The 26,904-nt window shown below is 48.1% G+C and carries 26 protein-coding genes; 14 read left to right on the forward strand and 12 right to left on the reverse strand.

The features are described 5' to 3' along the window. Positions 1-26 precede the first annotated feature (26 nt). Complete coding sequence (locus tag ACN0VA_RS02865; protein WP_417819679.1) at positions 27-488, forward strand: MarR family winged helix-turn-helix transcriptional regulator; 462 nt, start codon at positions 27-29, stop codon at positions 486-488. Between the two features lie 21 nt (positions 489-509). Here the strand turns inward: ACN0VA_RS02865 and ACN0VA_RS02870 are convergent, their stop codons facing one another. The 4 genes from ACN0VA_RS02870 to ACN0VA_RS02885 form a co-directional block, all read right to left on the reverse strand. After that, positions 510-1,946: an ATP-binding protein gene (locus ACN0VA_RS02870; protein ID WP_417819680.1), complete on the reverse strand. Its 1,437-nt coding sequence runs from the start codon at positions 1,944-1,946 to the stop codon at positions 510-512. 337 nt (positions 1,947-2,283) lie between these two features. Continuing rightward, on the reverse strand, positions 2,284-2,559 hold the full coding sequence (locus ACN0VA_RS02875) for a putative quinol monooxygenase (protein ID WP_417819681.1): 276 nt from the start codon (positions 2,557-2,559) through the stop codon (positions 2,284-2,286). A 149-nt stretch (positions 2,560-2,708) separates the two neighbouring features. Continuing rightward, entirely contained in the window at positions 2,709-3,233 is a 525-nt protein-coding gene (locus tag ACN0VA_RS02880) for a peroxiredoxin-like family protein (RefSeq protein WP_417819682.1), read from the reverse strand. Positions 3,234-3,314: 81 nt separating this feature from the next. After that, positions 3,315-3,896 carry a TetR/AcrR family transcriptional regulator gene (locus ACN0VA_RS02885; protein ID WP_417819683.1) on the reverse strand — a complete coding sequence of 194 codons (582 nt, stop codon included), beginning with the start codon at positions 3,894-3,896 and terminating at the stop codon, positions 3,315-3,317. Between the two features lie 148 nt (positions 3,897-4,044). Here ACN0VA_RS02885 and ACN0VA_RS02890 point away from each other — a divergent pair, with 148 nt between their 5' ends. After that, the gene (locus ACN0VA_RS02890; protein ID WP_417819684.1) at positions 4,045-4,785 is read left to right on the forward strand and encodes a 3-deoxy-manno-octulosonate cytidylyltransferase; all 741 of its coding nucleotides are present in this window, start codon (positions 4,045-4,047) and stop codon (positions 4,783-4,785) included. Between the two features lie 21 nt (positions 4,786-4,806). Continuing rightward, positions 4,807-5,688 carry a prephenate dehydratase gene (locus ACN0VA_RS02895; RefSeq protein ID WP_417819685.1) on the forward strand — a complete coding sequence of 294 codons (882 nt, stop codon included), beginning with the start codon at positions 4,807-4,809 and terminating at the stop codon, positions 5,686-5,688. Between the two features lie 35 nt (positions 5,689-5,723). On the opposite strand, the gene ACN0VA_RS02900 is transcribed toward ACN0VA_RS02895, so the two are convergent. The 3 genes from ACN0VA_RS02900 to purD all read right to left on the reverse strand — a co-directional run bounded on the left by ACN0VA_RS02900 (position 5,724) and on the right by purD (position 11,016). Beyond that, positions 5,724-8,546 (reverse strand): EAL domain-containing protein, encoded by a 2,823-nt coding sequence (locus ACN0VA_RS02900; RefSeq protein ID WP_417819686.1) that lies wholly within the window; start codon positions 8,544-8,546, stop codon positions 5,724-5,726. Continuing rightward, complete coding sequence (locus ACN0VA_RS02905) at positions 8,543-9,538, reverse strand: cytochrome-c peroxidase (RefSeq protein WP_417819687.1); 996 nt, start codon at positions 9,536-9,538, stop codon at positions 8,543-8,545. The genes ACN0VA_RS02900 and ACN0VA_RS02905 overlap by 4 nt, the downstream gene beginning before the upstream one ends. A 194-nt stretch (positions 9,539-9,732) precedes the next feature. Further along, positions 9,733-11,016, reverse strand: a complete 1,284-nt coding sequence (gene purD, locus ACN0VA_RS02910) for a phosphoribosylamine--glycine ligase (protein ID WP_417819688.1) — start codon at positions 11,014-11,016, stop codon at positions 9,733-9,735. Between the two features lie 68 nt (positions 11,017-11,084). Here purD and xseA point away from each other — a divergent pair, with 68 nt between their 5' ends. The 3 genes from xseA to ACN0VA_RS02925 all read left to right on the forward strand — a co-directional run bounded on the left by xseA (position 11,085) and on the right by ACN0VA_RS02925 (position 13,918). Further along, positions 11,085-12,632 (forward strand): exodeoxyribonuclease VII large subunit, encoded by a 1,548-nt coding sequence (gene xseA / locus ACN0VA_RS02915; RefSeq protein ID WP_417819689.1) that lies wholly within the window; start codon positions 11,085-11,087, stop codon positions 12,630-12,632. Next, positions 12,632-13,453 (forward strand): M23 family metallopeptidase, encoded by an 822-nt coding sequence (locus tag ACN0VA_RS02920; RefSeq protein WP_417819690.1) that lies wholly within the window; start codon positions 12,632-12,634, stop codon positions 13,451-13,453. The genes xseA and ACN0VA_RS02920 overlap by 1 nt, the downstream gene beginning before the upstream one ends. 90 nt (positions 13,454-13,543) lie before the next feature. Beyond that, on the forward strand, positions 13,544-13,918 hold the full coding sequence (locus tag ACN0VA_RS02925) for a response regulator (protein WP_417819691.1): 375 nt from the start codon (positions 13,544-13,546) through the stop codon (positions 13,916-13,918). Here the strand turns inward: ACN0VA_RS02925 and ACN0VA_RS02930 are convergent. Continuing rightward, entirely contained in the window at positions 13,915-14,280 is a 366-nt protein-coding gene (locus ACN0VA_RS02930) for a hypothetical protein (protein WP_417819692.1), read from the reverse strand. The genes ACN0VA_RS02925 and ACN0VA_RS02930 overlap by 4 nt on opposite strands. Positions 14,281-14,489: 209 nt before the next feature. On the opposite strand from ACN0VA_RS02930, the gene ACN0VA_RS02935 reads away from it, so the two are divergent. The 3 genes from ACN0VA_RS02935 to ACN0VA_RS02945 all read left to right on the forward strand — a co-directional run bounded on the left by ACN0VA_RS02935 (position 14,490) and on the right by ACN0VA_RS02945 (position 20,640). Continuing rightward, positions 14,490-19,352 carry an NAD-glutamate dehydrogenase gene (locus tag ACN0VA_RS02935; RefSeq protein ID WP_417819693.1) on the forward strand — a complete coding sequence of 1,621 codons (4,863 nt, stop codon included), beginning with the start codon at positions 14,490-14,492 and terminating at the stop codon, positions 19,350-19,352. A gap of 460 nt (positions 19,353-19,812) precedes the next feature. Continuing rightward, complete coding sequence (locus ACN0VA_RS02940; RefSeq protein WP_417819694.1) at positions 19,813-20,100, forward strand: hypothetical protein; 288 nt, start codon at positions 19,813-19,815, stop codon at positions 20,098-20,100. A gap of 60 nt (positions 20,101-20,160) precedes the next feature. After that, positions 20,161-20,640: a hypothetical protein gene (locus ACN0VA_RS02945; RefSeq protein WP_417819695.1), complete on the forward strand. Its 480-nt coding sequence runs from the start codon at positions 20,161-20,163 to the stop codon at positions 20,638-20,640. Between the two features lie 90 nt (positions 20,641-20,730). Here the strand turns inward: ACN0VA_RS02945 and grpE are convergent, their stop codons facing one another. Continuing rightward, a complete protein-coding gene (grpE, locus tag ACN0VA_RS02950; protein WP_417819696.1) occupies positions 20,731-21,435 on the reverse strand; it encodes a nucleotide exchange factor GrpE in 705 nt (234 codons plus the stop codon). Between the two features lie 23 nt (positions 21,436-21,458). After that, complete coding sequence (gene hrcA, locus ACN0VA_RS02955; RefSeq protein WP_417819697.1) at positions 21,459-22,496, reverse strand: heat-inducible transcriptional repressor HrcA; 1,038 nt, start codon at positions 22,494-22,496, stop codon at positions 21,459-21,461. Positions 22,497-22,590: 94 nt separating this feature from the next. Between hrcA and ACN0VA_RS02960 the strand changes: the two genes are divergently transcribed. The 5 genes from ACN0VA_RS02960 (at position 22,591) to ubiA (ending at position 25,739) form a co-directional block, all read left to right on the forward strand. Next, positions 22,591-22,803: a DUF3126 family protein gene (locus ACN0VA_RS02960; protein WP_417819698.1), complete on the forward strand. Its 213-nt coding sequence runs from the start codon at positions 22,591-22,593 to the stop codon at positions 22,801-22,803. A gap of 5 nt (positions 22,804-22,808) precedes the next feature. Beyond that, a complete protein-coding gene (gene rph, locus ACN0VA_RS02965) occupies positions 22,809-23,528 on the forward strand; it encodes a ribonuclease PH (protein WP_417819742.1) in 720 nt (239 codons plus the stop codon). A gap of 5 nt (positions 23,529-23,533) precedes the next feature. Beyond that, positions 23,534-24,145, forward strand: coding sequence for an RdgB/HAM1 family non-canonical purine NTP pyrophosphatase (gene rdgB / locus ACN0VA_RS02970; RefSeq protein ID WP_417819699.1), 612 nt, complete (start codon positions 23,534-23,536; stop codon positions 24,143-24,145). Between the two features lie 70 nt (positions 24,146-24,215). Next, on the forward strand, positions 24,216-24,782 hold the full coding sequence (locus tag ACN0VA_RS02975) for a DUF924 family protein (RefSeq protein ID WP_417819700.1): 567 nt from the start codon (positions 24,216-24,218) through the stop codon (positions 24,780-24,782). A gap of 39 nt (positions 24,783-24,821) precedes the next feature. After that, on the forward strand, positions 24,822-25,739 hold the full coding sequence (gene ubiA, locus ACN0VA_RS02980; RefSeq protein ID WP_417819701.1) for a 4-hydroxybenzoate octaprenyltransferase: 918 nt from the start codon (positions 24,822-24,824) through the stop codon (positions 25,737-25,739). 1 nt (position 25,740) lies between these two features. Here ubiA and ACN0VA_RS02985 read toward each other — a convergent pair whose 3' ends face one another. Both ACN0VA_RS02985 and ACN0VA_RS02990 read right to left on the reverse strand, forming a co-directional pair. After that, on the reverse strand, positions 25,741-26,148 hold the full coding sequence (locus ACN0VA_RS02985) for a helix-turn-helix domain-containing protein (RefSeq protein WP_417819702.1): 408 nt from the start codon (positions 26,146-26,148) through the stop codon (positions 25,741-25,743). 153 nt (positions 26,149-26,301) lie between these two features. Next, positions 26,302-26,760, reverse strand: a complete 459-nt coding sequence (locus ACN0VA_RS02990) for a helix-turn-helix domain-containing protein (protein ID WP_417819703.1) — start codon at positions 26,758-26,760, stop codon at positions 26,302-26,304. Positions 26,761-26,904 lie beyond the last annotated feature (144 nt).

Here is a 26,904-nt window from a genome sequence, read left to right on the forward strand (position 1 = left end):
TCTAAAACCATCCGAGAGGTTTTTTGGTGTCTGATCTTGGTACGAAAAATCAAAAAACAAATATTGGCCCTTTAAATGAGTTGATGACCTATCACCTGCGCCGCGCACAGGTTTCTTCGTTCAACAACTTTTCAGGGGCTATGGGCGAGATTCAGGTCACACCCGGCCAATTTGGCGTTCTCACTTTGATCGCCAGTAATGAAGGCATGTCACAATCCGCTGTTGCCCGGTCTTTAGGGGTCGAACGTTCCACAATGGTTGCGGTCATTGACGGGCTGGAAAATCGCGGTCTTGTCATTCGTAAACCCTCCCCGACGGATCGCCGTTCCAACGCCTTGGTCCTCAGCGATGAAGGCCAACAGGTTTATGCACGCGGGTTAGAACTGGCAAAAGAAAGCGACAAAGTTACCACCAGTGGTCTTAGCGAAGAAGAAAGCGTTCAGTTGATTACACTGCTTCGCAAACTCAACAGCGCCGCAGGTCTTTAATTTGCATCTGAAAAAGGTGCTTTATTCTGGCAGCTCATTGACCAGACCATAAGCATAAAGGCTGGCGGGAACCGATTGAATACGCACATGGCGGTGATAACCCGTGCGCACCATATTGTGCGTCAGCAGCAAGGTGTCTTCTTCGCCATTACAATTCAAACGTACAAATTCTGTGACCGTCTGCGGTCCCTCACCAAAACCGGATAGTTTTTGCTTCCAGTCCATCTCGATCACCAGATTGGGTTCTGGGGCACGCTGTTTTTGCATCGCCAAATCCTGAAAACCGACCAGATCGATCTTGCCCCCGCGCCAACTGGCGTAAGTCAGCGCCGAAATACGTTGGCTGGCCCCCAACCATTGCGTATAGACCGCTGTTTCCACCAGACGTCCATAAATGTCGTCATTGGGTAAAACAGGGCCAAAAAGGGCGGCATACCAACTGGGCGAGGTAATATAAACCTTAAAAGAGACCGCGCGCTGAAACCGCTTGGCATTTTTATCCACCCGATGCAAACGTCGGATCAACCAAGCAGATTCCAGAAAATCGAGATATTTGCGCAAGGTATTTTTGGCAATTTTGGTTTCACGCGCCAGTTCTTCAATACTCACTTCAAGTGCCGTATTATAGGCGAGCAAGGTAAAAAGATGGGACAGGCCCTTTAGATCGTTAATGCCAAAAAAGGAGGCCGTATCTTTATGCAGCAAGCGTTCAATCATGCCGTCGCGTACAAAAAGCGGTGAAGGCGCACCCTGCATTTTCCCAAGAATACTCTCAGGAAAACCACCGTAGTTAATGTAATAGTTTAACTCACGATTGAGCGCAGGCAGGTTTGACTGGTTAAAAGCCAACCTGTGCTGTGCAGGGTCACCGCCAAACAATTCTTGTTCACGCCCGCGAAAGCGCAAAAATTCTGCAAAACTGACCGGTGGTAAAACCGCTACGTCGTAACCGGGATCTTTTGCTTCAATTTCTTCTGCCAACGGAACACCCGCCGACAATGCTGCCACGATCCGAACTTGTGGAAAATCTTTTGCGACTTTTTTCAGATCGGTTTCCCAATCCGCAACATATTGCATATCATCCAAAAAAGCATAAAGCGTCTTGCCTTCTGCTGTTTCAGCGTTGCGTTCTAGGAACAGCTCAATAATTTTATAAAAGCCAACATCCCAATAGGTCGGGGTACTCAGTGAAGCCAATAAGACATGTCGGGGCGAGGCACCACCTTCGATCAAACGCGCAACCATCTGGCGGACCATAACGGTTTTACCAACACGGCGCGGACCGGATAAAACAACCGCACGCCCCATATCGCCTTGCTCAACCTTTTGGGCAAATTGTTCAAAAAACAGGCGTTTGGAGGGTTGTTTAAATTTGGGGGGCGCCTGATCATCCAATGCCCACCACGGGTTATCAAACAATAAGCGGTTTTTGACCGTCTCAACCCCGTACGTTTCCATATTGCAGATGCCCCAACCTGTTTCCTAAACCTTTATTATGCCAAGAGAATACGCAAGCTTTTACCTAAGCGCAAGGCAATGATCTTAGAAAGTCTGTTTCGGCACTCGATTATAGCCATTCATAAACCGTTGGTAGTTTTTTCTATAAATCAAATACTTGTGAAGCTTGAAAAAACTAAAAATCGCCATCACAGATACGGTGAATACAATAAGGAATCCAACAAACGCGAGAGCAATAAACCCTTGTTTCCAATCAGGGCAGAGAACTATTAGAAAATGAGTATAAAGGTTCAGCAAACAAAACCGTCATCCCGCGCTTGATGCCGGGATCCAGTTGTCACTCAATGATCTCATAGTGTCTTTCAACGTTTATGGTGACGTCTCCCCAATGCGAACTCTTGACCCTATTTTGATGTTTATTAAAGGCATCTCTATCAACAAATTCTTCATAAACATCAAATCTGTTGGGATTACTATCGCTTTTCGTGACCTTGAACGTTAAGCACCCTTCTTCATCAAGCGTAAGCTTGGTGTGTGTGGGAAGTTCTCCTTCTACCGCTTGTAAATCTTCGTCAGATACAACGATAAACCCCTTGAGAATAATTTTAGACACTTGCGCTCCTTGCAACGGCAATATTCATCATGTGACCATAAATAAAAAGGGGATGGTTTGCCATCCTTCGTTTTCACAAGGATGCTAACATGTAGAGGCTGTGAAAGAGGTGAAGCGCCACCTTAAAAAAAGATGGCGCAGTTTCTCCGTTAAGCTTCGCCGCGTGCCGGATAGCCTTTTGCAAGGATGAAGTCCAGATTTGCCAACAGGCCAGACAAGTCCGGGCGTAAAAACGGCATGGTTTGGATGTCAGCGAAATAAAGTGTTTGATCCGGGCGAACCATCAGCAAGCCCGGTTCTGCAAAAATTTCAGGTTCCTGAACACCTGTGGAAGTTACACCGATCCCGTTGGACACAAACAGGCCCAATTTACGGGCCTCTTCGATGGATAGGCCGTAGCTCATGGGAAGATTGGCAATATCCCATTCTTCAACAGCCATTTGCGCGCGCTCTTGTGTGTCCGAACTGGTCACCAACAGATCAATGCCGCGTTCCTTCAAACCGTCCACGAGTTTTGTCAGTTTGCCCAGATACATTTTGCATAAGGGGCAATGATAACCACGATAAACAACAATCATGGTAAAATTTTCGGGGGACCGTTCAGACAAGCGCCATGTGGATCCATCCATCAAGGTAACAGCAAAGTCGGGAACTTCTTTACGGGGGGTGATCATGTTCAAACTCCTTTATTGAATGATTGTTCAAAAATAAGTCAAAAAAATAATTTGTAAATTCACATCCTTGTGAACAGCGACTTAATCTAAAATTTTCAAGGCCAAACGGGTCGTTGTGGTCAGGGTTTCCTTGCTGGTGGAACTTTTTGCCAGAACACGCAAGCCCTGCACCGTGCTGACCAGAAAACGAGCAATATCTTCCGGAGCCTCATTCGTTTTAAATTCACCGCTGGTTTGACCGTCCTGCACCACATCACAAAAGGCTTGGGCAATTTCTACCAGATTATCCTGCACCAACCCTTTGATTTGTGGGTCGACTTGTGACATTTCCACCGCACTGTTGGACATGAGGCAGCCGAGTTTTCGTCCTTCTCCTAATGAAAATTCGATTAAGTCATTGAAAAATTCTTCGAGTCTGGGTCGTGCTGGACCGGGGGAAGCCAGCTTGTCCAGACGTTCCCGCACGACCGTGTTGCGATAATACTCAATCGCATCCAGGAACAATTGGTGCTTATCCCCAAAACAGTCGTAAAGCGAGCCCGGTTTCAAGCCTGTTGCGTTCTGGATATCCATCATCGACGTTGCCCCGTAACCTTTTTCCCAAAACAAGGTCATAACCTGAGTAAGAACGGTTTCTTTATCAAAGGAACGTGGGCGAGCCATAATCTGATATCCATTAAATGAATGATCATTCAAGAATAAAGGAAAAGATTTTCAGAATCAAGAGGGCTGTCTTTCATTCTACACTTGGCTTCTTTTCGCGAAATGGTTTAAAACAACAAGAAGAAGCCAATCATATGAGTGTAAACCCATGTCTTTACCCAAAAATCCTGTCGTGATCATCCCCGCGCGTATGGCATCGGAACGCCTGCCGGGCAAACCGTTGGCCGATATTCATGGCGACCCCATGATTGTCCATGTTTGGCGCCGCGCAATGGAGGCCAAAATCGGCCCCGTTTTTGTCGCCTGTGCGGAAAAAGAAATTGCCGATGCTGTCATTGCAGCCGGGGGCCACGCGGTTTTAACCCGCCCGGACCATCCCAGCGGGTCTGACCGGGTATACGAAGCCGTTCAAGCCATTGACCCGGACGAGAAATATGACGCGATCGTCAATGTCCAAGGTGATTTACCGACACTGGACCCCGAAATTGTGCGCAAAGTTTTCGCCCCATTGGGTAAAGAGATTGTCGATATTTCCACGCTTGCCGTAGAAATCAGTGAAGAATCGGAAAAGACCAATCCGAATGTTGTCAAAGCCGTGGTCGGGTTTGAAGACGGCGCAAACGTTGGACATGGCCTTTATTTCACCCGTGCCACCGCCCCTTACGGCAATGGACCACTTTATCACCATATTGGTCTTTATGCTTTCCGCCGGAACGCTTTGCACCGTTTTGTCCATCTCGCCCCCGGTGTGCTGGAACAACGCGAAAAACTGGAACAGCTGCGTGCGCTTGAAAATGGGATGCGCATTGATGTCGCCCTCGTTGACACCGTCCCCTTGGGCGTTGATACTCCCGAGGATTTAGAACGCGCACGTGATGCGCTTAAATAAGAAATAGGTAGAGAAAAACAAATGTCTGATTTGTCCCGCCCGGTTGATCCGGCCAAAATTATCGCCTTTCAGGGCGAACATGGTGCTTATTCGGATTTGGCATGCCGCATGTCACGCCCCGAAATGACAACAATGCCGTGTCGGACATTTGAAGATGCCTTTAGCGCGGTACGTGACGGTAAAGCCGGGCTCGCCATGATCCCGATTGAAAATTCGGTTGCTGGACGGGTTGCAGACATTCATCACCTGTTACCGGAATCCGGCTTGCATATCATTGGCGAACATTATCAACGCATCAACCATCACCTGCTGGCTGTTCCCGGTACAAAACTGGAAGACGTCACCGAAGTTTACAGCCATGTGCATGCGTTGAATCAATGTCGTGATTTCTTAAAGGAACATAAGATCACCCCCATCGTCGCCGTCGATACCGCCGGGTCTGCCAAAGAAATTGCAAAAACCGGCGACACCACCCGCGCGGTTATTGCCTCGGAACTGGCCGGTGAGATTTACGGACTGACATCGCTGGCGGCTGATATTGAAGATGCTGAACATAACACCACCCGTTTTGTCGTGATGTCCAAGGACGCAATTGTCCCGCATCCAAAGGCCGGCATGTCCGTTACTTCTTTTGTCTTTCGGGTTCGCAACGTCCCTGCTGCCCTGTTCAAGGCCCTGGGCGGATTTGCCACCAACGGCGTGAATATTACCAAGCTGGAAAGCTATATTGTTGATGGCAGTTTTGTTGCGGCTCAATTCTATGCCGATTGCGAAGGCCATCCTGATAACCGTAATCTGCGCCTTGCCTTGGAAGAACTCGAATTCTTCACCCAAACGGTTAAAATTCTCGGCGTTTATCCGCCACACCCCTACCGTTTACAGCAAAAAATAACCGATGAATAAAGCAAAACCCGGATCAAATCCGGGTCAAACCGGGTTCAGGCTGATAATTTTTTCTGTTTGAAAGACAGCAGAAGGTCTTCCAGCGCAAGGGGCTTGCTGTAATAGAAGCCCTGTATGAGATCGCATTGGCGTTCTTTCAGATATTCGGCCTGCCCGGCATTTTCCACACCTTCAGCCACGACTTTCAGGTTCATGCTTTTTGCCATCGAGAGTATGGCTTGGGTCAAGGCGGCATCTTCGCTGTCGCTGAGGATATCGCAGATAAAAGAGCGATCGATTTTTAAGGTCGTGATCGGGAAACGTTTGAGATAACTGAGAGACGAATATCCCGTTCCAAAATCGTCAATGGAGAGAAGAACGCCGAGGTCACGCAGTTTGCGCAAAGTTTTTAAAATCTCGTTCTCGTCTTCAACCAGCAGACTTTCGGTAATTTCCAGTGTCAATTTATTGGCGGGAAGTTGGCTTTCTTTTAAAACATCTTTTACCAACCCATAGATATCGCTGCGCATAAACTGACGGGAAGACAAGTTGACACTGACCCCGATATTTAAGCCTTCTTCCTGTTGCCAGTGGGCGGCATCTGCACAGGCTTGACGTAAAATCCACTCCCCCATCGGGACGATCAGGCCGGTATCTTCGGCGGCCGGGATAAATTTTTCTGGCGTGATCAATCCTTTTTCCGGGTCATTCCATCGCACCAATGCTTCGGTTGACACAACGGTCTGGGTATGGGGATCGACAATCGGTTGGTAATGTAACAGGAAGTGCTTTTTATCCAGTGCTTTGTGAAGGGCCACTTCCAATGTGTGACGTTCTTGTGCGCGACTGTTCATTTCCGGTGTAAAGAATGAATAGGTATTACGCCCCATCTCTTTAGCCTTGAACATGGCAGCATCGGCATTTTTGAGCAGGTTTTCACTGCTTTGGGCATCGTCGGGAAAGAAAGTCGCGCCAACAGAGGCAGAAGTATAAGCGGTATTGCCATCCAAAACATAGGGCAGACTGACGCATTCCAGCAACCGGGCCAAGAGGTGTTGCAGATCGGGGTCATAGTTGGCTTCGTTAATGATAATAACGAATTCATCTCCGCTTAGACGTGCAATGGTGTCGCTTTCACGGAAAAGAGAACGCAATCGTTCTGCCACCTGACGTAATAATTCATCCCCCAGCAGGTGTCCAAGCGTATCGTTGATATGTTTGAAATTATCCAGATCAAGGAAAAGCAGGGCCACGCGGTCTTTACTGCGTCGGGCCATATTGATGGCATGGTTCAGGCGTTCTTTGAACAGATTGCGATTGGGTAAATCGGTCAGGGAGTCGTAATTGGCCTGATAATGAATGCGTTCTTCCGACTTTTTTCGACTGGTGATGTCGGTAAAGAGGGAAACGCGTTGCAAAACCTCGCCATCGTCATCATAGATTGTCGAAATGGACAGCCATTCTGGATAAATCTCACCGCTTTTGCGCCGGTTCCAAATTTCGCCCTGCCACGTTCCGGTATTTAGCAGGTCGAGATACATTTTCTTGTAATAGGCCGCATTGTGATGACCAGAGCTGAGAAGGGTCGGTGATTGACCGAGGACTTCACGTTCCAGGTAGCCGGTGATTTTGCTAAAGGCCGGGTTTACCATTTGAATGATATCGTCTTTGTCGGTGACCATCATGGCTTCGCTGGCGGTTTGGAAAACGGTTGCCGCCAATTGTAATTGATCCTGCGCACGTTTCTGTTCAGTTAAATCAACACGGACAACGGCATAACCGCCTTGATGCATATGGGTGTTGGCGCTCAACATCCAGTTTCCATCTAAGGTCAGGTCTAATGTGCTGCCATCTTTTTGTAACTCGCTTTGCAACAGGAAACCGACTTCTTTTTGGGTGTCTTCAAATTCCTGCCAGCTCATGCCTTTATAAAGTCGATTTTCCAAGGGGTCGTGCAACCGGGCAAAGGTTGAGTTCCAGAAAACAAGTTTTTGGTTTGGGCCAAAAAAGGCAAATCCTTCGGACATGCTGTCGACCGCATCTTCAAATAATTGGGCGGCCTCCTGGGCGCGGTGACGTTCTTTTGTCCAGCGGACAATCATATAGGCCAGCGCAATGAAAATAAGAACAGCCACACCAAACAGGATATAACGATATCCATTGGACAGATTTTGACGCTGGGTTTGAACGGCATACAGATGAGAGATAAATTCATCGATTACCTCATTACTCTCGTTCGCCAGCACGTTATTCAGTAAAGCCGAAATATCCTGTGTGAGTTCAAAGCTGCGTTGCAGATGATGGACGACAATTTGAAAGACATGTTCACGATCAAGCGTGTCGTTCAGTTCATGCAATATGTCTTGTGTTGCCTTAAGACGTTGGCGATTGGGAAAGAGCTGAAAAGCCTGCAATTCCGTCATGGCTTGCAGGGACTTGAGCGCGATTTCGCTGGATTGTTTATCGACGTTCATGCTCAGATATTTTAGCAGGAAATTGCTTGAATTGCGGGCGAGGGCAACCTTGGCTTTCAGACGTTCAAGCTGATCAATGCGTTGATCAATCACCGCTTCCAACTTAGTGAATCGTTGGGTTAATTGTGATGGTAACTGTTGGACAGATTGTTGCAAAGACAGGCGTACTTCGGACAACTGGCGGACTGTTTGTACGATATGGTCGAAATGTACAAGCCGAAAACTGGCGGCTTTCAAGGCATGTTCGTTTAACTGGGTATCCAGTTGTTTAACCTGCAAGGCCTGTTGCATGGTTTGGGATAAATGTGCAATTTCATCGGCATCGGATTTGAAAAACTGGAAAATTGTACCGATGACAATTCCGAGAACAACAAATAATAGTCCAATGGTATTGGAACGTTTCATCGTGTTTCCTCATGGGGGAAAGGTCCGCTCAGCGAGCCTAGAAACGCCTGAATATCCTGATTATCTGATTTTGAGATGGTGTAACCAAGTTGATAGCGCGCCATAATGTCAATAGCCTCGCCCAATGTGGCAACACTGCCGTCATGGAAGTAGGGGGCAGTATGGGTAACCATGCGCAGGCCGGGGACCTTGAAGACATATAAATCACGCGTGTCTTTCGTCACATTGTAACGGCCAAGGTCTTTGGGTTGAGCGGTGTTTTCCTCATTAAAATAAGGAAGAAAAGCTCCTATGCGTTGAAACATATTGCCACCCACATTGACCCCTTGATGGCAGGTAATGCAGCCATATTCCTTAAACAGTTTGTAGCCGTGTTTTTCCTGTTCTGAAATGGCATTGTCATCACCTCGCAGATATTGATCAAAGGGGGAATTGGCGCTTACCAGTGTGTATTCATAAGTTTGAATCGCATCGGCAATGGTGTTTTCGGTAATGCCTTCTCTATAAACTTCCTTGAACGCACGGACATAATCCGGCTGGCGGCGCAGCTTGGCGATAACGTCTTTCCAGGTTGCACCCATTTCAATGGGATTGGTGATGGGGCCTTTGGCCTGTTCACGAAGATTGGTGGCGCGTCCATCCCAAAATTGCGCAAAATTAAAGCGACTGTTGATGACGGTGGGGGCGTTCATAACGCCCTTTTGCCCTTCTATTCCAGTTGAAGAGCTGCTTGCCTCGGCCCCGGAACGTGTAACGTCGTGGCAACTGGCACAGCTTAATGAATTATCACCTGATAAAAGAGTTTCGTGAAACAAGCGTTTGCCAAGTGCAGCTTTTCTGAGGGAAACATCATGTTTTAGCGGAACAGGTAAAATCGGTTCTTCTTCGCGCGCGAAGACAGGGTCCGCCGAAAATGCAGTTTTTACGTGCATCGCAGTGCAGAACAATAGAACAAGCAGGCATGCGCTTTTAAAAAGCGGTACGCGTTTCATCGGCAACTCGTCGTTTTTATGTTAAATGTTCATCCTTTATGATGAAAACTACGCCTAAAGGAGTAGTATTCAAGCATGAAAGACAACCATTACTTATTTTCCGCGCAATTTAAGAAAAAAAGCAGCATAAATCAACCGCCAAGTTAGGGCGGCGATGATTAAGGTTAAATAAATGACCCTTTTGGGATGCGGATTTATTTTTGGTCTTCGCGTGCAACCGCGCGCCAGCCGATATCGCGGCGGCAAAAGCCTTTTTCCCAATCAATCGCATCAACGGCTTTATAGGTTGTTGCCTGCGCCTCACGGACGGTTTGACCGCGCCCTGTTACCCCCAATACACGTCCGCCAGTTGCCAGTATTTTGCCATCATCGGCTTTGGTACCAGCATGAAAGACAAAGGCATTTTCGATTGTGTTGGCCTGATCAATGTTTTTGATCTCGGTACCTTTTTCATAAGCCCCTGGATAGCCTTGCGCTGCCATAACAACGACCATTGCGGTTTCATCATGCCAGTCGAGTTGAATATCATCCAGCTTGCCTTGGGCGGCGGCATCCAAAGCTTCTAACACATCTGACTTCCAACGCATCATAAGGACCTGACATTCCGGGTCCCCGAACCGGATATTATATTCCAGAACCGTCGGTACGCCGTCTTTAACCATCAAACCGCAGAACAGGACGCCTTTATAAGGGCAGCCTTCTTTTGCCATTGTTTTGATCAGGGGCGTAATGGCGGTTTCCATGATTTTATCGCAAATTTCAGGTGTCGCAATCGGGGTTGGGGAATAGGCGCCCATACCGCCTGTATTGGGTCCCTTATCCCCGTCATAAGCGGCCTTGTGATCCTGTGCCGCGGCTAAAGGCAACGCGCGCTCGCCGTCAATCAAGGCAAAGAAACTGCATTCTTCGCCTTCTAGAAAATCTTCGACGACGATTTCGTTACCGGCATCGCCAAAAATCTTATCGCCCATCATGTCATCAACGGCTTTTTCAGCCTCGTCAACCGTTTGGCAAATAATCACACCTTTTCCGGCGGCCAGTCCGTCGGTTTTTACAACAATCGGGGCACCGTTTTCACGGATGAAGGATTTTGCCGCTTCTGCCTCTGTAAAACGGCCATATGCGGCGGTGGGGACACCGGCTTTGGCGCACATGTCTTTCATGAATCCCTTGGAGCCTTCCAGCACGGAAGCAGCAGCACTGGGGCCAAAGGCACGAATGCCGGCTTCTTCCAGTTTATCAACAAGGCCGAGAACCAAGGGCGCCTCGGGACCGACAACGACAAGGTCAATTGCATTATCCTTGGCAAACGTGACCAGCGCGTCGATATCTTCCCCGCCAATGGCGACACATTCGGCAACGTCTGCAATACCCGCATTGCCCGGTGCACAAAAGAGTTTGGACAGTTTCGAGGACTTGGCAATGGCCCAACACAAAGCATGTTCACGACCACCGGAACCAACGACGAGTACTTTCATAGCGACTTCCCACCTTCAATATGGATTTGCTGTTCACAAGTTGATCGTCTTGTACCATATTACCCCCCATGACTGACAACCCTTTTGCAGATGCTTTTGACACACCCGCTGAACATAACCAGCCGGTTTTTAGTGTCTCTGAACTCTCCGGCGCTTTAAAGCGGACGGTGGAAGATGCCTTTTCGCTGGTGCGTGTACGCGGTGAAATCAGTGGATTTAAACGCGCGGCCTCCGGTCATCTTTATCTGGCGCTCAAGGATGAAAACGCAGTGATGGATGCGGTGTGCTGGAAAGGTGTGGCGGCCAAACTGGATTTGCGCCCGCAAGACGGGATGGAAGTGGTTTGTAAAGGGCGCCTGACCACCTATCCGGGGCGTTCCAAATACCAAATGGTGATCGAATCGATGGAATTGGCAGGCGAAGGCGCTTTGCTGAAACTGTTGGAAGATTTAAAACGCAAACTGGCGGCAGAAGGATTATTCGCCCCGGAACGCAAAAAGAAATTGCCGTTTTTGCCCAAAACCATCGGGATTGTGACGTCGCCGACCGGGGCCGTTATTCGCGATATCATGCATCGATTAAATGATCGTTTCCCCCGTCATGTTTTGTTATGGCCTTGTTTGGTTCAGGGGAAGGGGGCAGCCGATCAGATTGCAAAGGCTATTCGTGGATTTAACGCGTTGGATGGATCAAACGGTATCCCCCGACCGGACCTGTTAATCGTTGCGCGTGGCGGTGGATCATTAGAAGACCTTTGGTCCTTTAACGAAGAAATTGTTGTGCGTGCAGCGGCAGAAAGCGACATTCCGCTTATCTCGGCCGTCGGGCATGAAACGGATACAACGCTGATTGATTATGCTTCCGATCAACGTGCACCGACGCCAACAGCAGCGGCTGAGATTGCCGTACCGGTCCGCCGGGAATTATTGGCACAAGTGATGGACGATGCCGCTCGTCTGGAAAGCGCGATTACCCGAAATCTGGAAGATCGCCGCCTGCGTGTGGTCAGTGCAGGACGGGCCATCCCCAACCCACAGCGTCTTGTGGATGATATGACACAACGACTGGATGATCGAGTGGAACGCCTTGCCAATTCGATGGACAATTACTTGCAGCGCTATGGCATGCGGGTGGATCAATTGGCCTCTAAAATCCCGCAACCGCACCAGCAATTACAAAATGCGCAAGACCGCTTAAGTGCGCGTACACAGGCGTTGATGTCGGGATATCAATCTTTTTTACAGAAAAAACACAGCCAATATGATCGCACAAGTGCTTTGGTACGCCGCAAGGCTGTGGATGACGGGATTGATCGTGCGCAACAGAAACTTGCCAGCCTATCTGCGTTGTTGGAGAGTTATTCCTATAAAAGCGTTCTGGATCGTGGTTTTGCCCTTGTCACCGATACGGCAGGTAATGCCGTGACCTCTGCCAAAGGATTGGAAGGCGGACAAGGTCTTGCCATTCAATTTGGTGGAAACGAACATGTTGATGTGGTGGTGGCCCATGACGGTGAAACCCCGTCCCCATCCGCCCCGCCGGTTGCGACCAAACCTAAACCCAAGCCAAAACCCCAACGCCCAAAAACGCCATCGAAACAAGGAAGCCTGTTTTAATGCCTTTGATGTCTCGTATCCGACTATGTGTCCTTCTGTTGAGTTTCAGTGTTTTTCTGGCGGTGGGTGCGCAAGCTGCAACCTATTCCTTGAACGGGGCATTTAAACAAGGGGGATTGGTTTTTGGAACCGTGACACCGGGCAGTCTTGTCAGTCTGGATGCTACAAATATTGCGGTTTCCAAGGAGGGTTTGTTTCTGTTGGGATTTGGCCGGGATCATGGGGCACAAAGCCATTTGATGATTACATATCCCGATGGTCAGCAAGTCAGCAAAACGCTTAAAATTGCCAAACAGAATTTTAAAATACAACGTATTGACGGTTTGCCGAAAAAGAAAGTGACCCCCAACCCCGAAGCCGTTAAACGCATTCGTGCCGATAATGCGGCTGTTGGACGGACGCGTCAGACCTTTACACCTGAAACATGGTTTGCCTCTGGCTTTATGCAGCCGGTTGAGGGGCGTATCTCTGGCGTGTTTGGATCCCAGCGGATTTTAAACGGTAAACCGCGCAGTCCACACAAGGGGGTGGATATTGCGGCACCCAAAGGTACCCTAATTAAGGCCGATGCCGATGGTGTGATTTCATTGGTGCATCCTGACATGTATCTGATGGGCAAATGTGTGATGATCGATCATGGGCATGGCCTGCAATCCATTTATATTCATATGGATGACATTTTGGTGAAAGAAGGCCAGTTGGTAAAAAAAGGCGATCCGGTTGGGAAAGTCGGGATGACAGGGCGGGCAACCGGGCCCCATTTGCATTGGGGGGTCAGTCTGAAGGGGACGGCATTGGATCCGCAACTATTGCTAAAATAATTATTCATCTCCTTCAATTTAAATGGTATAGAATGCTACATTAGATTTTAATGGTGGATCAACCATTCTATCTGGAGACTGAATTTTTCAATGACGAAAATCTTGTTGGTCGATGATGATGAACAAATCCGGTTTGCGATGTCCGAAGTTTTGGGTGGTCACGGATATCATGTTCGGGTTGCAGAAAATGGCATTCAGGCCAGTAAAATTCTTGATGATGAAAACGTCGATGTCGTTTTACTAGATATTTTTATGCCCGAATGCGATGGGTTCGAGACAATCGGTCATATCCGCCAAAACCATCCCGACCTCAAAATTATTGCCATGAGCGGGTATGGCGATAGCGAGTTTGAACCCTTGCGTTATGCAAAAACGTTAGGGGCTGATGATGCGCTGGCAAAACCTTTTAGTGCGGAACAAATGGTGGAAATGCTGGTCCGTTTTGGCTGTTCGGGAAAGCCTTAAAATTCGAGTATGGAACTGTACAGTGCCAGTATAAGCAACATAAGAATAGCGGCGCCCCCAACCACACCCACAGCGAATAAGAGATTAATAACAGACCGAACCGGATGAGTATGGCGTTCTTCCTTTAACCGGGCGTGTGTGCGTTGTTCCGGGCCACCGACAATGGTCAGATAAAAACGTTTCGTGAAGAATGGAACAGACAGGCGAAGATTTAAAGGATGCTCATTGGACCATTTCGCGGTTTCCAACGCATCGTTGATGGCATGGCGCTGCCAATCGTCTAAAGAAGCCACAATGTCCCCGTCTAAACGGCGATGAAGAAGGTGGTGTTGTGGATTCGTTTCATGTCCTGTTTCCAGCATCTTTTTTTGCCCTGTATGCCTATCCCTTTATAGGTAAATATACTCCTGCAAAGCCCCTATTCAAAGTAGAATGCAAAAAAAACTGCATAAAATTTAGTCAGAAGTCATCTATTTACTTGTAAATTGGTATTTTTATCCTAGCCTTAACTTATGGGGAAAAATCCCCATATGTGTAACGACCCAATAAATGGGCTACAGGGATGAATGGAATGAATAAGACGCTTTCCAAGTCGGAACAGCAGAAAGCAGACCTCATAAATAAAGTTGCCAAGCTGATTAACGACAGACTACCAAAAAAAGATGCCGCAGATGCGGTAAAATTTGTTCAACAATTTTTTTCAAAAGTACCACCACACGATTTAATCGGACGCCAGGAAGAAGAGATTTACGGCTCTGCACTGGCGTTTTGGCGTTTTGCCGCCAAACGTAAAAATGGCGAGACGCTGGTGCGTGTCTATAACCCCAATCTGGAAGAACACGGTTGGCAGAGCGACCACACGGTCGTGGAAATCTGCACACCGGACCGTCCTTTCCTTGTCGATTCCGTCACCACTGCCTTGACGGAAAGCGACATGACAATCTACCTGACAATTCATCCCGTCATTACTTTGTGCCGCGACGATAAAGGTTATCTTGTCGGCACATTGTTTGAAGACGAAAAAATACCGAAGTCGTGGGGCGATACCTGCCAGTATGAATCCTATATGCTGTTCTTTGTGAATAGGCAGTCAGATAAGGACCAACTGCAGACATTAAGCGATAATTTAAAACATTGCCTAAGTGAAGGTGATGCCGCTGTGCGCGATTGGCAGGATATGCGCAAAGCCGCCCGCGATACGATTGATGGTCTGTCTAAAAAACTACCCGATGTGAACCCGGAAGAAGCCAAAGAAGTTTGTGACTTTATGCAATGGGTCCACGATGATCACTTTACGCTGCTGGGTGTCTGTGATTTTGATATCAAGGGGGATACGGTTGTTCCCGTTCTGGATGGGGCGCTGGGTATCCTGTCCAATCCGAAGTCAAACATTTTGGATGAAATCAGTATTCTGGCAACCAGCCCGGCATCGGATAAGGGCAAATTTACAGAAGATTCATCCCCGCTGATGATTGTAAAAACATCTCATAAGTCGGTTATTCACCGCCCGGTTTATATGGATGTGATTTGTGTCAAACGTTATGGCGCAAAAGGCAAAGTGATTGGTCAGCGTGTCTTTGTCGGCCTGTTTACGTCGGCGGCTTATAGCCGGGCACCCCACGACATTCCGGTTGTGCGTATGAAATCCATGCGTGTTATGGATCGGGCCGGTTTTAAACCGGGCAGTCACAACCGCAAGGCTTTTGCCCATATCATTGACACGTTCCCGCGTGACGAACTTTTCCAGATCAATGAAGATGCGCTTTATGAAATGTGCATGGGCATCCTCAATCTGCAAGAACGCCAACGGGTTGCGTTGTTTGTGCGTATGGACGACTTTTCACGTTTTGCATCCTGTTTGATCCATATTCCACGCGACAGCATGACGACGGAATTGCGCCAAGACATGCAGGCCATTCTGGAACGGGCGTTCAATGGTGAATTGAAGGCTTTTTATACCCAGATTGGCGATGCACCCTTGGCCCGTTTGCATGTGATTATCTCGACACCGGATGCGGGTAAGACCGACGTTGATCTGTATGAAGTAGAAAACCAATTGATTGAAGCTGCGCGCAGCTGGTCCGATCATTTGCGCGATCAATTGGTGACGTCAAACGGTGAAGAAAAAGGGTTGGAACAATATCGACGTTATCGCAATGCTTTCCCGGCGGGCTATATTGAAACCCACAACGGCGCATTGGCAGTAAACGATATTGCCAAACTGGATGATGTATTGAAGACGGGTGAATTGCAGTTGAGCCTTTATCGTCCGATTGAGGCGGCAGGTAATGTTATCCGTTTTAAACTTTATCATCCCAATGGGGCGGTTCCGTTATCCCATGTTTTGCCGATGCTGGAACATATGGGTTTGCGTGTACTGGATGAACATCCCTATCCGGTCTATCCGCAGAATTGTGATTGCGAATTGATCATGATCCACGATTTCGGATTGACCACGGCCAGTGGCGGTGATGTTGATCTGTCGGCCATTCGTGAAAGTTTTCAGGAAGCGTTCCGTCACGTCTGGACGTCGCAAGTGGAAAATGACGGTTTCAACCGTTTGGTGATCGAAGCCGGGATCAAACCCTGGCCGGTGATGTTGTTGCGTGCCATGTGCAAATATTTGCGTCAGGCCAACATTCCGTTCTCGCAGACCTATATGCAGCGTGCATTGGCTTCCAACCCGGAAGTAACGCGTTTGTTGGTTGATCTGTTTTATGAGAAATTTGATCCGAAGATCAAAAACGATCCTAAAAAGATCGATGCGATCCGTACGAAAATTCTGGAAATTCTGGATACGGTGCAGAATGCGGATGAAGACCGTATTTTGCGACGTTTCCTCAATCTGGTTGATTGCACGTTACGCACCAACTATTTCCAAATGGATGAAAATGGCAAAGACAAGCCTTATGTATCCTTTAAACTGAACTCTAGGGAAATTGAAGATTTACCTCTGCCGCGTCCGTGGCGTGAGATTTTTGTTTACAGCCCGCGGGTTGAAGGGGTGCATTTGCGCGGCGGACCTGTTGCCCGTGGTGGTTTGCGCTGGTCGGACCGTCGCGAAGATTTCCGCACAGAAGTTCTTGGGCTTGTGAAAGCTCAGCAGGTTAAGAATGCGGTTATCGTGCCGGTAGGTTCCAAAGGCGGCTTTGTCGTCAAACAACCGCCAAGCGAAGGCGGGCGTGAGGCTTTCCTGAAAGAAGGGATTGAATGTTACAAGACCTTCATTCGCGGCTTGCTGGATTTGACCGACAACTATGTGGCAGGCAAGGTTGTCCCGCCAAAACAGGTTGTACGCCATGATGACGACGACCCTTATTTAGTGGTTGCTGCCGACAAAGGGACCGCGACATTCTCCGATATTGCCAATGGTGTGTCTGAAGAATACGGGCATTGGTTGGGCGATGCGTTTGCTTCTGGCGGGTCTGTTGGTTATGACCACAAGAAGATGGGGATCACTGCCAAAGGTGCGTGGGAGTCGGTCAAACGTCACTTCCGCGAAATGGGCAAAGATATCCAGAATGAAGATTTCACCGTGGCTGGTGTGGGTGATATGGGCGGCGACGTGTTCGGTAACGGCATGTTGTTATCCAAACATATCCAATTGGTTGCGGCCTTTAACCATCTGCATATCTTCATCGACCCGACCCCGGATGCGGCAAAGTCGTGGGAGGAACGCAAACGTCTGTTTGATGAGGTCAAGGGCTGGGATCAATATGATACCTCCCTGATTTCTAAAGGCGGTGGTGTTTTCCTGCGTTCAGCCAAGAAGATTGAGATTACACCGGAAATTCGCAAGGCCTTAGGTTTGGCGGGGTCGGTTAAATCCTTGTCCCCGAATGACTTGATCCGCAGCATTTTAAAAGCACAGGTCGAGTTGCTTTGGTTTGGCGGGATCGGCACTTACATCAAGGAAAGCCACGAAAGTGATGCCGATACCGGTGATCGGGGCAACGATGCCATTCGCGTGGATGCAACGGAGCTTCATTGCAAAGTCATCGGCGAAGGGGCGAACCTTGGATGTACGCAACGTGGACGGATTGAATTTGCCCTTCATGGCGGACGTAACAATACTGATGCGATTGATAACTCCGCGGGTGTAGATTGTTCTGACCACGAAGTGAATATCAAAATTTTGCTCAATCAAATTGTGGCAAATGGCGATATGACCATGAAGCAGCGCAACAAGATTCTGGAACAAATGACCGATGAAGTTTCCGATTTGGTCTTGCGTGACAATTACCTGCAAAGTCAGGCGATTACGATCGTTCAGGATCGGGCTTTGGATTTGCTGGATCAACAGGCGCGCTTGATGAAATATCTGGAACGCCAAGGCCGTTTGGACCGTGATGTTGAAGTTCTGCCCAATGAAGAAGTTTTGGCAGAACGTCAAGCGGCGCAAAAAGGGCTGACCCGACCGGAAGTCTCGGTCCTGATGCCTTATGCGAAAATCTGGCTCTATGACAAATTGCTCGAGTCCGATTTGCCTGACGATCCGCGTCTGGAAGAAGATTTGATCCGTTATTTCCCGACACAGTTGGGGGACATGTTTGAGGATCAGATCAAAAACCACATGCTGCGTCGTGAAATTATTGCGACCGGGATTACCAACTCTTTGATCAACCGTGTGGGCGGTAGCTTCCTGACACAAGTGATGGAAAATACCAACGCAACACCGGATGATATCGCGCGGGCTTATTTGATCACGCGCGATTCGTTTGGATTGCGTGACACTTGGGCGGATATCGAGGCGTTGGACAATAAAGTCAATGCCAAAGAACAAATCCGCATGTTGCAACAGGTCAATAAACTGATTGACCGGGGCACCAAGTGGTTCTTGCGCTATGGCGAAAAACCGTTGGATCTGGGTAAAACGGTTGAGTCTTTCTCAAGCGGTTTGCAAAAACTGGGTGATAAGCTGGAAGAGGTGCTGCCGAAGAATATTTTGAAAGCACATCTGGATCAGGCTCAGACCTTTATTGACAATGGTGTCCCGGAAGAATTGGCCAAGAGCGTTGCGGGCAAAGTGGTGATGGTATCGGGTTGTGATATCGTCGGCATTGCTCAAAAACGCGAAATGGATGTTGTGGACGTTTCCAAAATTTATTTCGAAGTCGGTTCACGCTTCGATTTGGGTTGGATGCGCGCCACGGGTGAGCAACTGGGCCTGAAAAACCATTGGCAAAAATTAGCTGTCGGTGCGTTGATCGAGGATTTGTACAATTACCAGTCAACCTTGACCAATATGGCGATTGATAATATTGCGGGTGACAAAGATGCGCTCAACGGATTGACGAAATGGATCGATGACAATCAAACTGTTGTGGACCAAACCGATCAAATGCTGGCGGAAATTAAATCCACACCGGGTATTGATTTTGCCATGTTGACCGTAGCGGCAAAACAGTTGCGCGATATGATCGCACAAGGCTGATAAGCTCCTGAAAAAAAAGACCCGCTTGTACTTAACAGGCGGGTCTTTTTCTTTATCTTATTGAAAAATATCAGATAAAATTTTAAATACCCCTTTACAGGCAGAAAATTCAGACTATCTCAAATAGAGTGAAACACAAAAGAGGAGCCTGTTTTCTACTTATTTTAAGGATAGCGCAGCATTGCTTTGAAAGGAATGCATGCGTTCAGATCATAAGATTTTTCAACAACGGCATGACTGAATAAAAGCATGTCCGCGCGGAGCCAAAACATTTAGGTTGAAAAATCAAGATCCACCCTCTGCGCGTGACGACGGATATATTTCTTACGGCAGCCTGTTTTGGCTTTTTATACACCGTCTATCCGTCGAAACCTTCGTCAAAAACATTGAAAAGCCGATATTGCACTTTCTCTGATGTGAGAGAGTTTGCAGGCGGTTTTAAAACGAATGGAGAAGTCACGTGACCCATAAAGAAACCTATATTCAGAAGATCAAAAACCAACTTGATGACCTTGAGTTTGAAATTGAACGCTTAAAGGATAAAGCGACGCAAAAACGTGCTCAGGTACATGTTGAATATTCTCGCCAAATGATGGAACTCAACGCGAAAAAGGAAATGCTGAACAAGGAACTTGAAGACCTTGCTATTGCTTCCGAAGATGCGTGGGAAGAGTTGAAAACCGGTGCGGATAATGCATGGCAGGATTTAAAAGAAGCCGTGGAACGTGCCCGCAATCATTACTCTTGAAATAGATCTGCAGCAAGTGATCACACGCAAGACTGTTGATTTTGAACAAGAGGATTTCACATGATTTACAAGATGAAAAATATAGCGGCATCAGGTTTCATTGCCGCAACTTTGACCGTACCGGGCATAATGTTTGCGACACCGGTAATGGCGGATGAAACGACCTATCAGCAAATGAGCAAGGAAGTCGATCAGGCTGTTAATAGTGTTGGTGAATATACACAAACCAAGCGTGATCAAGCCGCACAGAAAATTAAAGGTGCGATGAATAAAATGGATCAGGAAATTGACCAACTGGAAAATCAGGTGCGCGAGAACTGGAATGATATGACAGACGCGACGCGTGAAAAGACAAAGGCTGCCTTGAAAGATTTGCGCCAGAAACGGAACCAGTTAGGAGAACGTTTCGGTGAAATGAAATCCGGTACGCAGGAAAGCTGGTCCGAACTGAAAGACGGTTTTAATGAGGCGTGGAACGCATTTAAATCGTCGTGGTCTGAGGCTTTTAACTCCGCGCAAACGGATGATGGCAAGTCCTAATCCGTTTTAAGCTGATACCATGATGAAAAATGGCTGCGTTTTATGCGCAGCCATTTTTTTATTCAAAAACCGATAGCGGGGATTGTCGGCTTAGGTTTCCTGATCCAGATTTGCACCCGCTTCGTCATTTCCCGCTTCATAAGCCTCTGTTGTAGCGGATGAGGCCTCTTCACTCGGCGCGCTATCAGCTTGCGGGGCTTCATATTTCGGACCGCCCTTGGTGACGCCGACCATTGCGGGGCGCAAAAGACGGTCATGGATGACATAGCCATCCTGCATGACTTGTGCGACCAGACCAGCGGGCTGGCTTGGATCGTTCACTTCGAACATGGCCTGATGCAGGTTGTGGTCAAACGGTTGACCCGCGGCTTCGACACGCTTGATACCAGCTTTTTTAAAGGCGTTTTGCAATTCGCGTTCGGTCATATCGACACCTTTGATCACATCGGTGTCTTTCATATCGTCCGGGGTACTTTCTAGGGCGCGTCGCAAGTTATCTGCAACGGATACCATTTCGCGGGCAAAATTGGTGACACCGTATTTCAGCGCGTCCTGTTTTTCGCGTTCGGCACGGCGGCGTATGTTTTGTTCTTCCGCGACAGCGCGCAACCATTTACCTTTGGTTTCTTCCAGTTCCGCTTCCAACTGGGCAATGCGCTTATTTGCATTTGCGTCTTCGCCAAAACCTTGTACGTCCGCGTCCAGTGTTTCTTGCGGTGCGCCTTCCTCGATTGTAACTTCTTCGGTTACAGGGTCATTTTCTGCAGGTGTTGCTTGTGTGTTTTCGCCTGACATTTTGTCTTCTCTTCAATTTTATTCTAGCCAATCAATCGGCCGATTACCTTGGAGGTATAATCGACCATCGGAATAATGCGCGCATAGTTGATACGGGTTGGCCCGATCACACCAATTGCGCCGACAATCTTTTGGTGACCGTCGCGAAACGGAGCCACCACCATAGAACAGCCGGACACGTTAAACAACGGATTGTCCGACCCGATAAAAATTTGTACGCCATCTGCCCCATCGGCAAGGTGCAGAAGCTTTAACAGGGTTTCTTTGGTTTCTAAAGCTTCAAATAGGGATCGAATGCGTTCCAGATCGCCAATGGCGGCAATATCATCCAGCAAATGCGCTTGGCCCCGGACAATCAGGGAACCCGAATCGCTTGTCCCGCCTGCCCATTGTGCCATACCTGTTTTGACAACATGGCTGGTCAGTTCATCCAGTTGTGCCTGCTGGTTCTTGAGTTCTTTATGAATGTCGCCCAAACCTTCGGCCACGGTGCGTCCAACCAGTTTGGCCCCCAAATAATTGCTGGCTTGAACCAAGGCGCTGGGCGGGATGTCATGCGGGGTGTCGATGACCCGGTTTTCGACCACGCCGTTTTCCATCACCATGATGACAAGAGTGCGTCCGGGTGACAGATTGACGAATTCGATATGTTTCAGCGGAGAATCTGTTTTTGGGGCAAAGACCAGACTGGCGCACCCGGACAGGCCGGAAATCATGCCAGAGGCTTCGGACATTACATCTTCGAATTTGCGACCCTTGGCAGAACATTCCTTATCAATGACTTTTCGTTCATTGGCCGGTAAGTCACCAATTTCCATAACCCCGTCGATAAACAGGCGCAATCCTTGTTCCGTCGGCATACGCCCAGCGGATGTATGGGGCGAATGTAAAAGCCCCAAATCTTCCAGATCCGCCATGACATTGCGAATGGAGGCCGGAGACAAAGAGTTTTCCAGCAATTTTGAAACGGTGCGCGAACCCACAGGCTCGCCCGTTTGCATATAGGCATCCACAATGCGGCGAAAGATATCGCGCGATCTATCGTTCAAATTACTCAACATGAGGGAAATTTAGTCTCAAGAGGTCATTGCGTCAATGCGAGAGGCTATGTTAAACCGACTCAAACTTAATGACAGGCCCAATAGGATATTTGATATGATCACGATGGATGAAATTCAAAAAGTCACCGCTCACCTGCGTAAAACGTTCGGTAACGATAAAATTCGTATTCAACCACCGAAAAAACCGGAACATCCGACCGAAGTTTATATTCTGGATGAATTTATCGGCGTTTTGCACCGTGATGAAGACGAAGGCGAAGTGTCTTATGATCTGAATATCTCCATCATCGAAGAAGATTTACTGTAATGACCATACGTCCGTCCGGTCGCGCGGCCGATCAACTGCGCAATGTCAGTTTCGAACTGGGTTTCAGCAAATATGCAGAAGGTTCCTGTCTGGTAAAATTTGGGGATACCCATGTGTTATGCACAGCCACCGTGGAAGAAAAAGTCCCCGGTTGGATGCGTGGCAGTGGTGCAGGTTGGGTAACTGCGGAATACGGTATGTTACCGCGTTCCACCCATGACCGGATGCGCCGCGAAGCGTCCAGCGGGAAACAATCCGGGCGGACACAGGAAATCCAACGTTTGATTGGGCGTTCCTTGCGCGCAGTAACGAACTTAAAGGCAATGGGTGAAATTCAGGTCCGTGTGGATTGTGACGTGTTGCAAGCTGATGGCGGGACACGCACAGCATCCATTACCGGGTCTTATGTGGCCATGTATGCGGCGTTTCAAAAAATGGTGGAAGCGGGCAAGCTGGATGCCATCCCGATGTCGGATGAAGTGGCAGCGGTTTCTTGCGGTATCTATGAAGGCGAAGCTGTTCTTGATCTGGATTACGATGAAGACAGCACAGCACAGGCCGATACGAATTTTGTTCTGACAGGCAAGGGCGGGATTGTTGAAATTCAAGGAACGGCGGAAGAAGATCCGTTCAGTCGTGAACAATTTATTCAATTGCTCGATCTTGCGCAAAAAGGCATCACCGAATTAAGTGTTCTACAACGCAAAGCCCTTGGATTGGAGTAAAGCTTATGACCCGCAAACTGGATGCCGGAAAACTTGTTATCGCCAGCCACAATGCGGGCAAAGTGCGTGAAATTCAGGAATTGCTTGCCCCTTATGGGATGGACGTTATTTCTGCTAAGGATTTAAATTTGCCGGAACCCGTTGAAGATGGGGAAACCTTTATTGCCAATTCCCTGATTAAGTCGTTGGCCGCGGCGAAAGCATCCGGCTTACCGGCTTTGGCAGATGATTCCGGTTTGGCAGTAAATATTTTGGCCGGTGCCCCCGGTATTTATTCCGCGCGCTGGGCAGGGCCACGCAAAGATTTCCAACGGGCGATGAAAAAGGTTCAGGACGCGATCTGCGAATATGACACCATCGAAGCCAAGGCTGACCGTGGTGCGGCCTTTATTTGTGCGTTGTCTATCGCCTGGCCGGATGGTCATACCGAGGTGTTTGAAGGCCGTGTCGAAGGCGAGATGGTCTGGCCACCGCGCGGGGAACAGGGGTTCGGGTATGACCCGGCTTTTCAACCTGTTGGGCATGACGTAACCTTCGGGGAAATGGAACCTGCTGCCAAACATGAAATCAGTCACCGGGCGGACGCTTTTCGTCAATTGGTGACCAACTGTTTTTAAAGAATCGTTATTCGCTGTTGTTCCTGTTTTTTCACTTCCTATATCAGCTTGATAAGATGTGGAGAATAAAATGGATAACGAGATAACAAGCGTTCTTGAATTTTGGTTTGGCAGTGCAAAACCTGAACAGATGGCGACCCACCGCGATATGTGGTGGATGAAAGATCGGGAAATCGATCAACAAATCATCAATCAATTTACCTCTCTCTATGAACAGGCAGCGAGTGGGGCTTTGGTTCATTGGAAAGAAGACCCGCTGGGCTGCCTTGCGTTGATCCTTTTGCTGGATCAATTTCCACGCAATATGTTTCGTGACAGTGCCAAATCCTTCGCCACAGACGAACAAGCCTTGGATGTCACACGTTATGTACTGGAACGCGAATGGGATGCGGACTTGGTACTGGCGGCCCGCTTGTTTATTTATTTGCCGTTGGAACATAGTGAAAATGTCGATGATCAAAATGCGGCCGTTACCCTGATTAGTTCCTTGGGGGACGACAATTATACGGACTTTGCCTTGCGTCATCGCGATATTATCAAACGGTTTGGACGGTTTCCCCATCGTAATAAAATTTTGGGACGCGAAGATACCAAAGAAGAGGCGGCGTTTCTGAAACAACCGGGCAGTGGTTTTTAACCTCTTTCTCCGACATGTTAAAACGTGTATGAAAGAGGCATGCAAAACAGTATCGACATAAACCGTACAGATATCGTGTATCACGGCTGGGTCGGGCAAATGCCGCGGGCCGTGCGTCCCTATTTGATTTTAATGCGGGCAGACCGTCCCATCGGGACATGGTTGTTATTGCTGCCATGTTTCTGGTCCTTGGCCTTGGCCTCCAATGGGGTTCCCAATCTGTATTTTGCGGTTTTATTTGCAATCGGGGCCTTTGTTATGCGCGGGGCCGGATGTGTGATGAATGATCTGGCGGACCGAAATTTTGATGGCAAGGTTGCTCGCACGGCAACGCGCCCTATTCCCAACGGAGATGTGAGTCCATTGCAGGCGGCTCTCTTTATGGGTTTCCTGTGCCTTATTGGTCTGGGGATTTTATTGCAATTTAATTGGTACACGGTTGTTCTGGCCAGTTTCTCACTGGGGTTGGTCTTTATTTATCCGTTTTGCAAACGCTGGACCTACTGGCCGCAGGTTGTCCTTGGGTTGACCTTTAACTGGGGGGCCTTGGTGGGGTGGAGCGCCGTTGACGGTGTGCTGGCGTGGTCGGCGGTCTGTCTTTATTTTGCCGGACTATTCTGGACCTTAGGATACGATACAATTTATGCCCATCAGGATAAGGAAGATGATATTTTAATCGGTATTAAGTCTTCTGCCCTGAGATTGGGGGAGAAAACCGTACCAGCACTTTATTTTTTCTATACCATGACAACCGGGTTGGTCGTGTTGGCGGGCTATTTGGCGCAAACCGGACCTTTGTTTTATATCGGTTTATGTGCCCCGGTTGCTCATTTGATATGGCAGGTCAGAACAGTTGATATTCATGATGCCCCGACTTGTCTGATGATTTTTAAATCCAACAAATGGTTCGGTTGGTTGCTGTTAGGCGCTTTCCTGATGGGCAATATATCGCTTTAATCTATTTTGTGGTTTTGTTGTTTTCGTGCAAAAGCTCTGCGGCGCGCTCCATTACGGCTGCCAGACTTTGGCGAACTTGCGGCTGGTCAAGTTGCTGAAAATCCTTGAGCAATGAAATGGAAAGTTTGTTGAGAAGCGGATCAATATCTTCAAATTCCGCTAAGGCAGGTGTTTGGTCGCCAGCTTCAAAAAAGTAATTCACATTTATGTTGAAAACCTGTGCCAGCAAAAAGAGCTTTGACGCAGGGATTGCGATTTGGCCTGATTCATATTGACCGATTTTGATGCGCGAGACGTCTATTTTCTGTCCTAAGGCGCTTTGCGTTAGGCCCGCAATTTCACGTTTCAGGCGGAGTCGACGACCAATGCCCCGATTGATAGGGTTTGGTCCTTGTGGGTCTTCAGACATGGTAGCTCCTTGGAATACACTAAAGAGGTGTATAAAGTAAAAAATACACCTCTGTTGTATACCATGAAAGCTAAGCGTGCCAACTGGATATTCATCTTTTAATAGGATTAGTAATAATTTTACCACTATTTAGTGTGCGCAAGGATGGGAGTGTTAAAGGTTTTCTTCTTCGTGCGGCGTTTCTGTCAGGCTATTGGCCAACGCACGCATAAATTGCCCCATGCGTTGACGCAATATATCATCGGGGATGCGGTGAAAATCATGCACTAGCGAAATGGAGTCACGCGAAGACAGCGGATCACTGTCAAAGGGTTCTGCATGCGGTTCGCTTAACCCGTAAGGGTCTGCGTGAGAGGCTTCATACAAATCTTCCGGCATTTCTTGAAAGAAGTAAGATACATCAACCCCGAGCTGGCGGGCAATTTTATAAAGGTTACTTGCGCCAATACGGTTGGTTCCATTTTCATATTTTTGAACTTGCTGAAAGGTAACGCCAATGGAATCACCAAGCTTGGTTTGCGAAATGCGTAACCCGACACGGCGTGCGCGGACACGGGAACCTACATATTTATCAATTGGATCAGGGCTGGTTCTTGGTGGTCGTCTGCTCATTGTTATCTACTCGTTTCTATTCGCACCATATTTTTAATTTTTATTCTTGCACGCGTGTGCAAACTCTCTCTTACACAATCCAGCGCCAGAATTTTATTATATCGGCCTGTAGAAATACATTTCGATATAAAGATTTTTATAGCT

The organism is Terasakiella sp. (assembly GCF_048267425.1).
Taxonomy (GTDB): domain Bacteria; phylum Pseudomonadota; class Alphaproteobacteria; order Rhodospirillales; family Terasakiellaceae; genus Terasakiella.

Excerpts from the sequence above, each read along its gene's own strand:
- ACN0VA_RS02870 (WP_417819680.1), bottom strand. The coding sequence starts at position 1,946 with ATGGAAACGTACGGGGTTGAGACGGTCAAAAACCGCTTATTGTTTGAT.
- ACN0VA_RS02880 (WP_417819682.1), bottom strand. The coding sequence starts at position 3,233 with ATGATCACCCCCCGTAAAGAAGTTCCCGACTTTGCTGTTACCTTGATG.
- ACN0VA_RS02885 (WP_417819683.1), bottom strand. The coding sequence starts at position 3,896 with ATGGCTCGCCCACGTTCCTTTGATAAAGAAACCGTTCTTACTCAGGTT.
- ACN0VA_RS02890 (WP_417819684.1), top strand. The coding sequence starts at position 4,045 with ATGTCTTTACCCAAAAATCCTGTCGTGATCATCCCCGCGCGTATGGCA.
- ACN0VA_RS02895 (WP_417819685.1), top strand. The coding sequence starts at position 4,807 with ATGTCTGATTTGTCCCGCCCGGTTGATCCGGCCAAAATTATCGCCTTT.
- ACN0VA_RS02900 (WP_417819686.1), bottom strand. The coding sequence starts at position 8,546 with ATGAAACGTTCCAATACCATTGGACTATTATTTGTTGTTCTCGGAATT.
- ACN0VA_RS02905 (WP_417819687.1), bottom strand. The coding sequence starts at position 9,538 with ATGAAACGCGTACCGCTTTTTAAAAGCGCATGCCTGCTTGTTCTATTG.
- purD (WP_417819688.1), bottom strand. The coding sequence starts at position 11,016 with ATGAAAGTACTCGTCGTTGGTTCCGGTGGTCGTGAACATGCTTTGTGT.
- xseA (WP_417819689.1), top strand. The coding sequence starts at position 11,085 with ATGACTGACAACCCTTTTGCAGATGCTTTTGACACACCCGCTGAACAT.
- ACN0VA_RS02920 (WP_417819690.1), top strand. The coding sequence starts at position 12,632 with ATGCCTTTGATGTCTCGTATCCGACTATGTGTCCTTCTGTTGAGTTTC.
- ACN0VA_RS02925 (WP_417819691.1), top strand. The coding sequence starts at position 13,544 with ATGACGAAAATCTTGTTGGTCGATGATGATGAACAAATCCGGTTTGCG.
- ACN0VA_RS02930 (WP_417819692.1), bottom strand. The coding sequence starts at position 14,280 with ATGCTGGAAACAGGACATGAAACGAATCCACAACACCACCTTCTTCAT.
- ACN0VA_RS02935 (WP_417819693.1), top strand. The coding sequence starts at position 14,490 with ATGAATAAGACGCTTTCCAAGTCGGAACAGCAGAAAGCAGACCTCATA.
- ACN0VA_RS02945 (WP_417819695.1), top strand. The coding sequence starts at position 20,161 with ATGATTTACAAGATGAAAAATATAGCGGCATCAGGTTTCATTGCCGCA.
- grpE (WP_417819696.1), bottom strand. The coding sequence starts at position 21,435 with ATGTCAGGCGAAAACACACAAGCAACACCTGCAGAAAATGACCCTGTA.
- hrcA (WP_417819697.1), bottom strand. The coding sequence starts at position 22,496 with ATGTTGAGTAATTTGAACGATAGATCGCGCGATATCTTTCGCCGCATT.
- ACN0VA_RS02960 (WP_417819698.1), top strand. The coding sequence starts at position 22,591 with ATGATCACGATGGATGAAATTCAAAAAGTCACCGCTCACCTGCGTAAA.
- rdgB (WP_417819699.1), top strand. The coding sequence starts at position 23,534 with ATGACCCGCAAACTGGATGCCGGAAAACTTGTTATCGCCAGCCACAAT.
- ACN0VA_RS02975 (WP_417819700.1), top strand. The coding sequence starts at position 24,216 with ATGGATAACGAGATAACAAGCGTTCTTGAATTTTGGTTTGGCAGTGCA.
- ubiA (WP_417819701.1), top strand. The coding sequence starts at position 24,822 with ATGCAAAACAGTATCGACATAAACCGTACAGATATCGTGTATCACGGC.
- ACN0VA_RS02985 (WP_417819702.1), bottom strand. The coding sequence starts at position 26,148 with ATGTCTGAAGACCCACAAGGACCAAACCCTATCAATCGGGGCATTGGT.
- ACN0VA_RS02990 (WP_417819703.1), bottom strand. The coding sequence starts at position 26,760 with ATGAGCAGACGACCACCAAGAACCAGCCCTGATCCAATTGATAAATAT.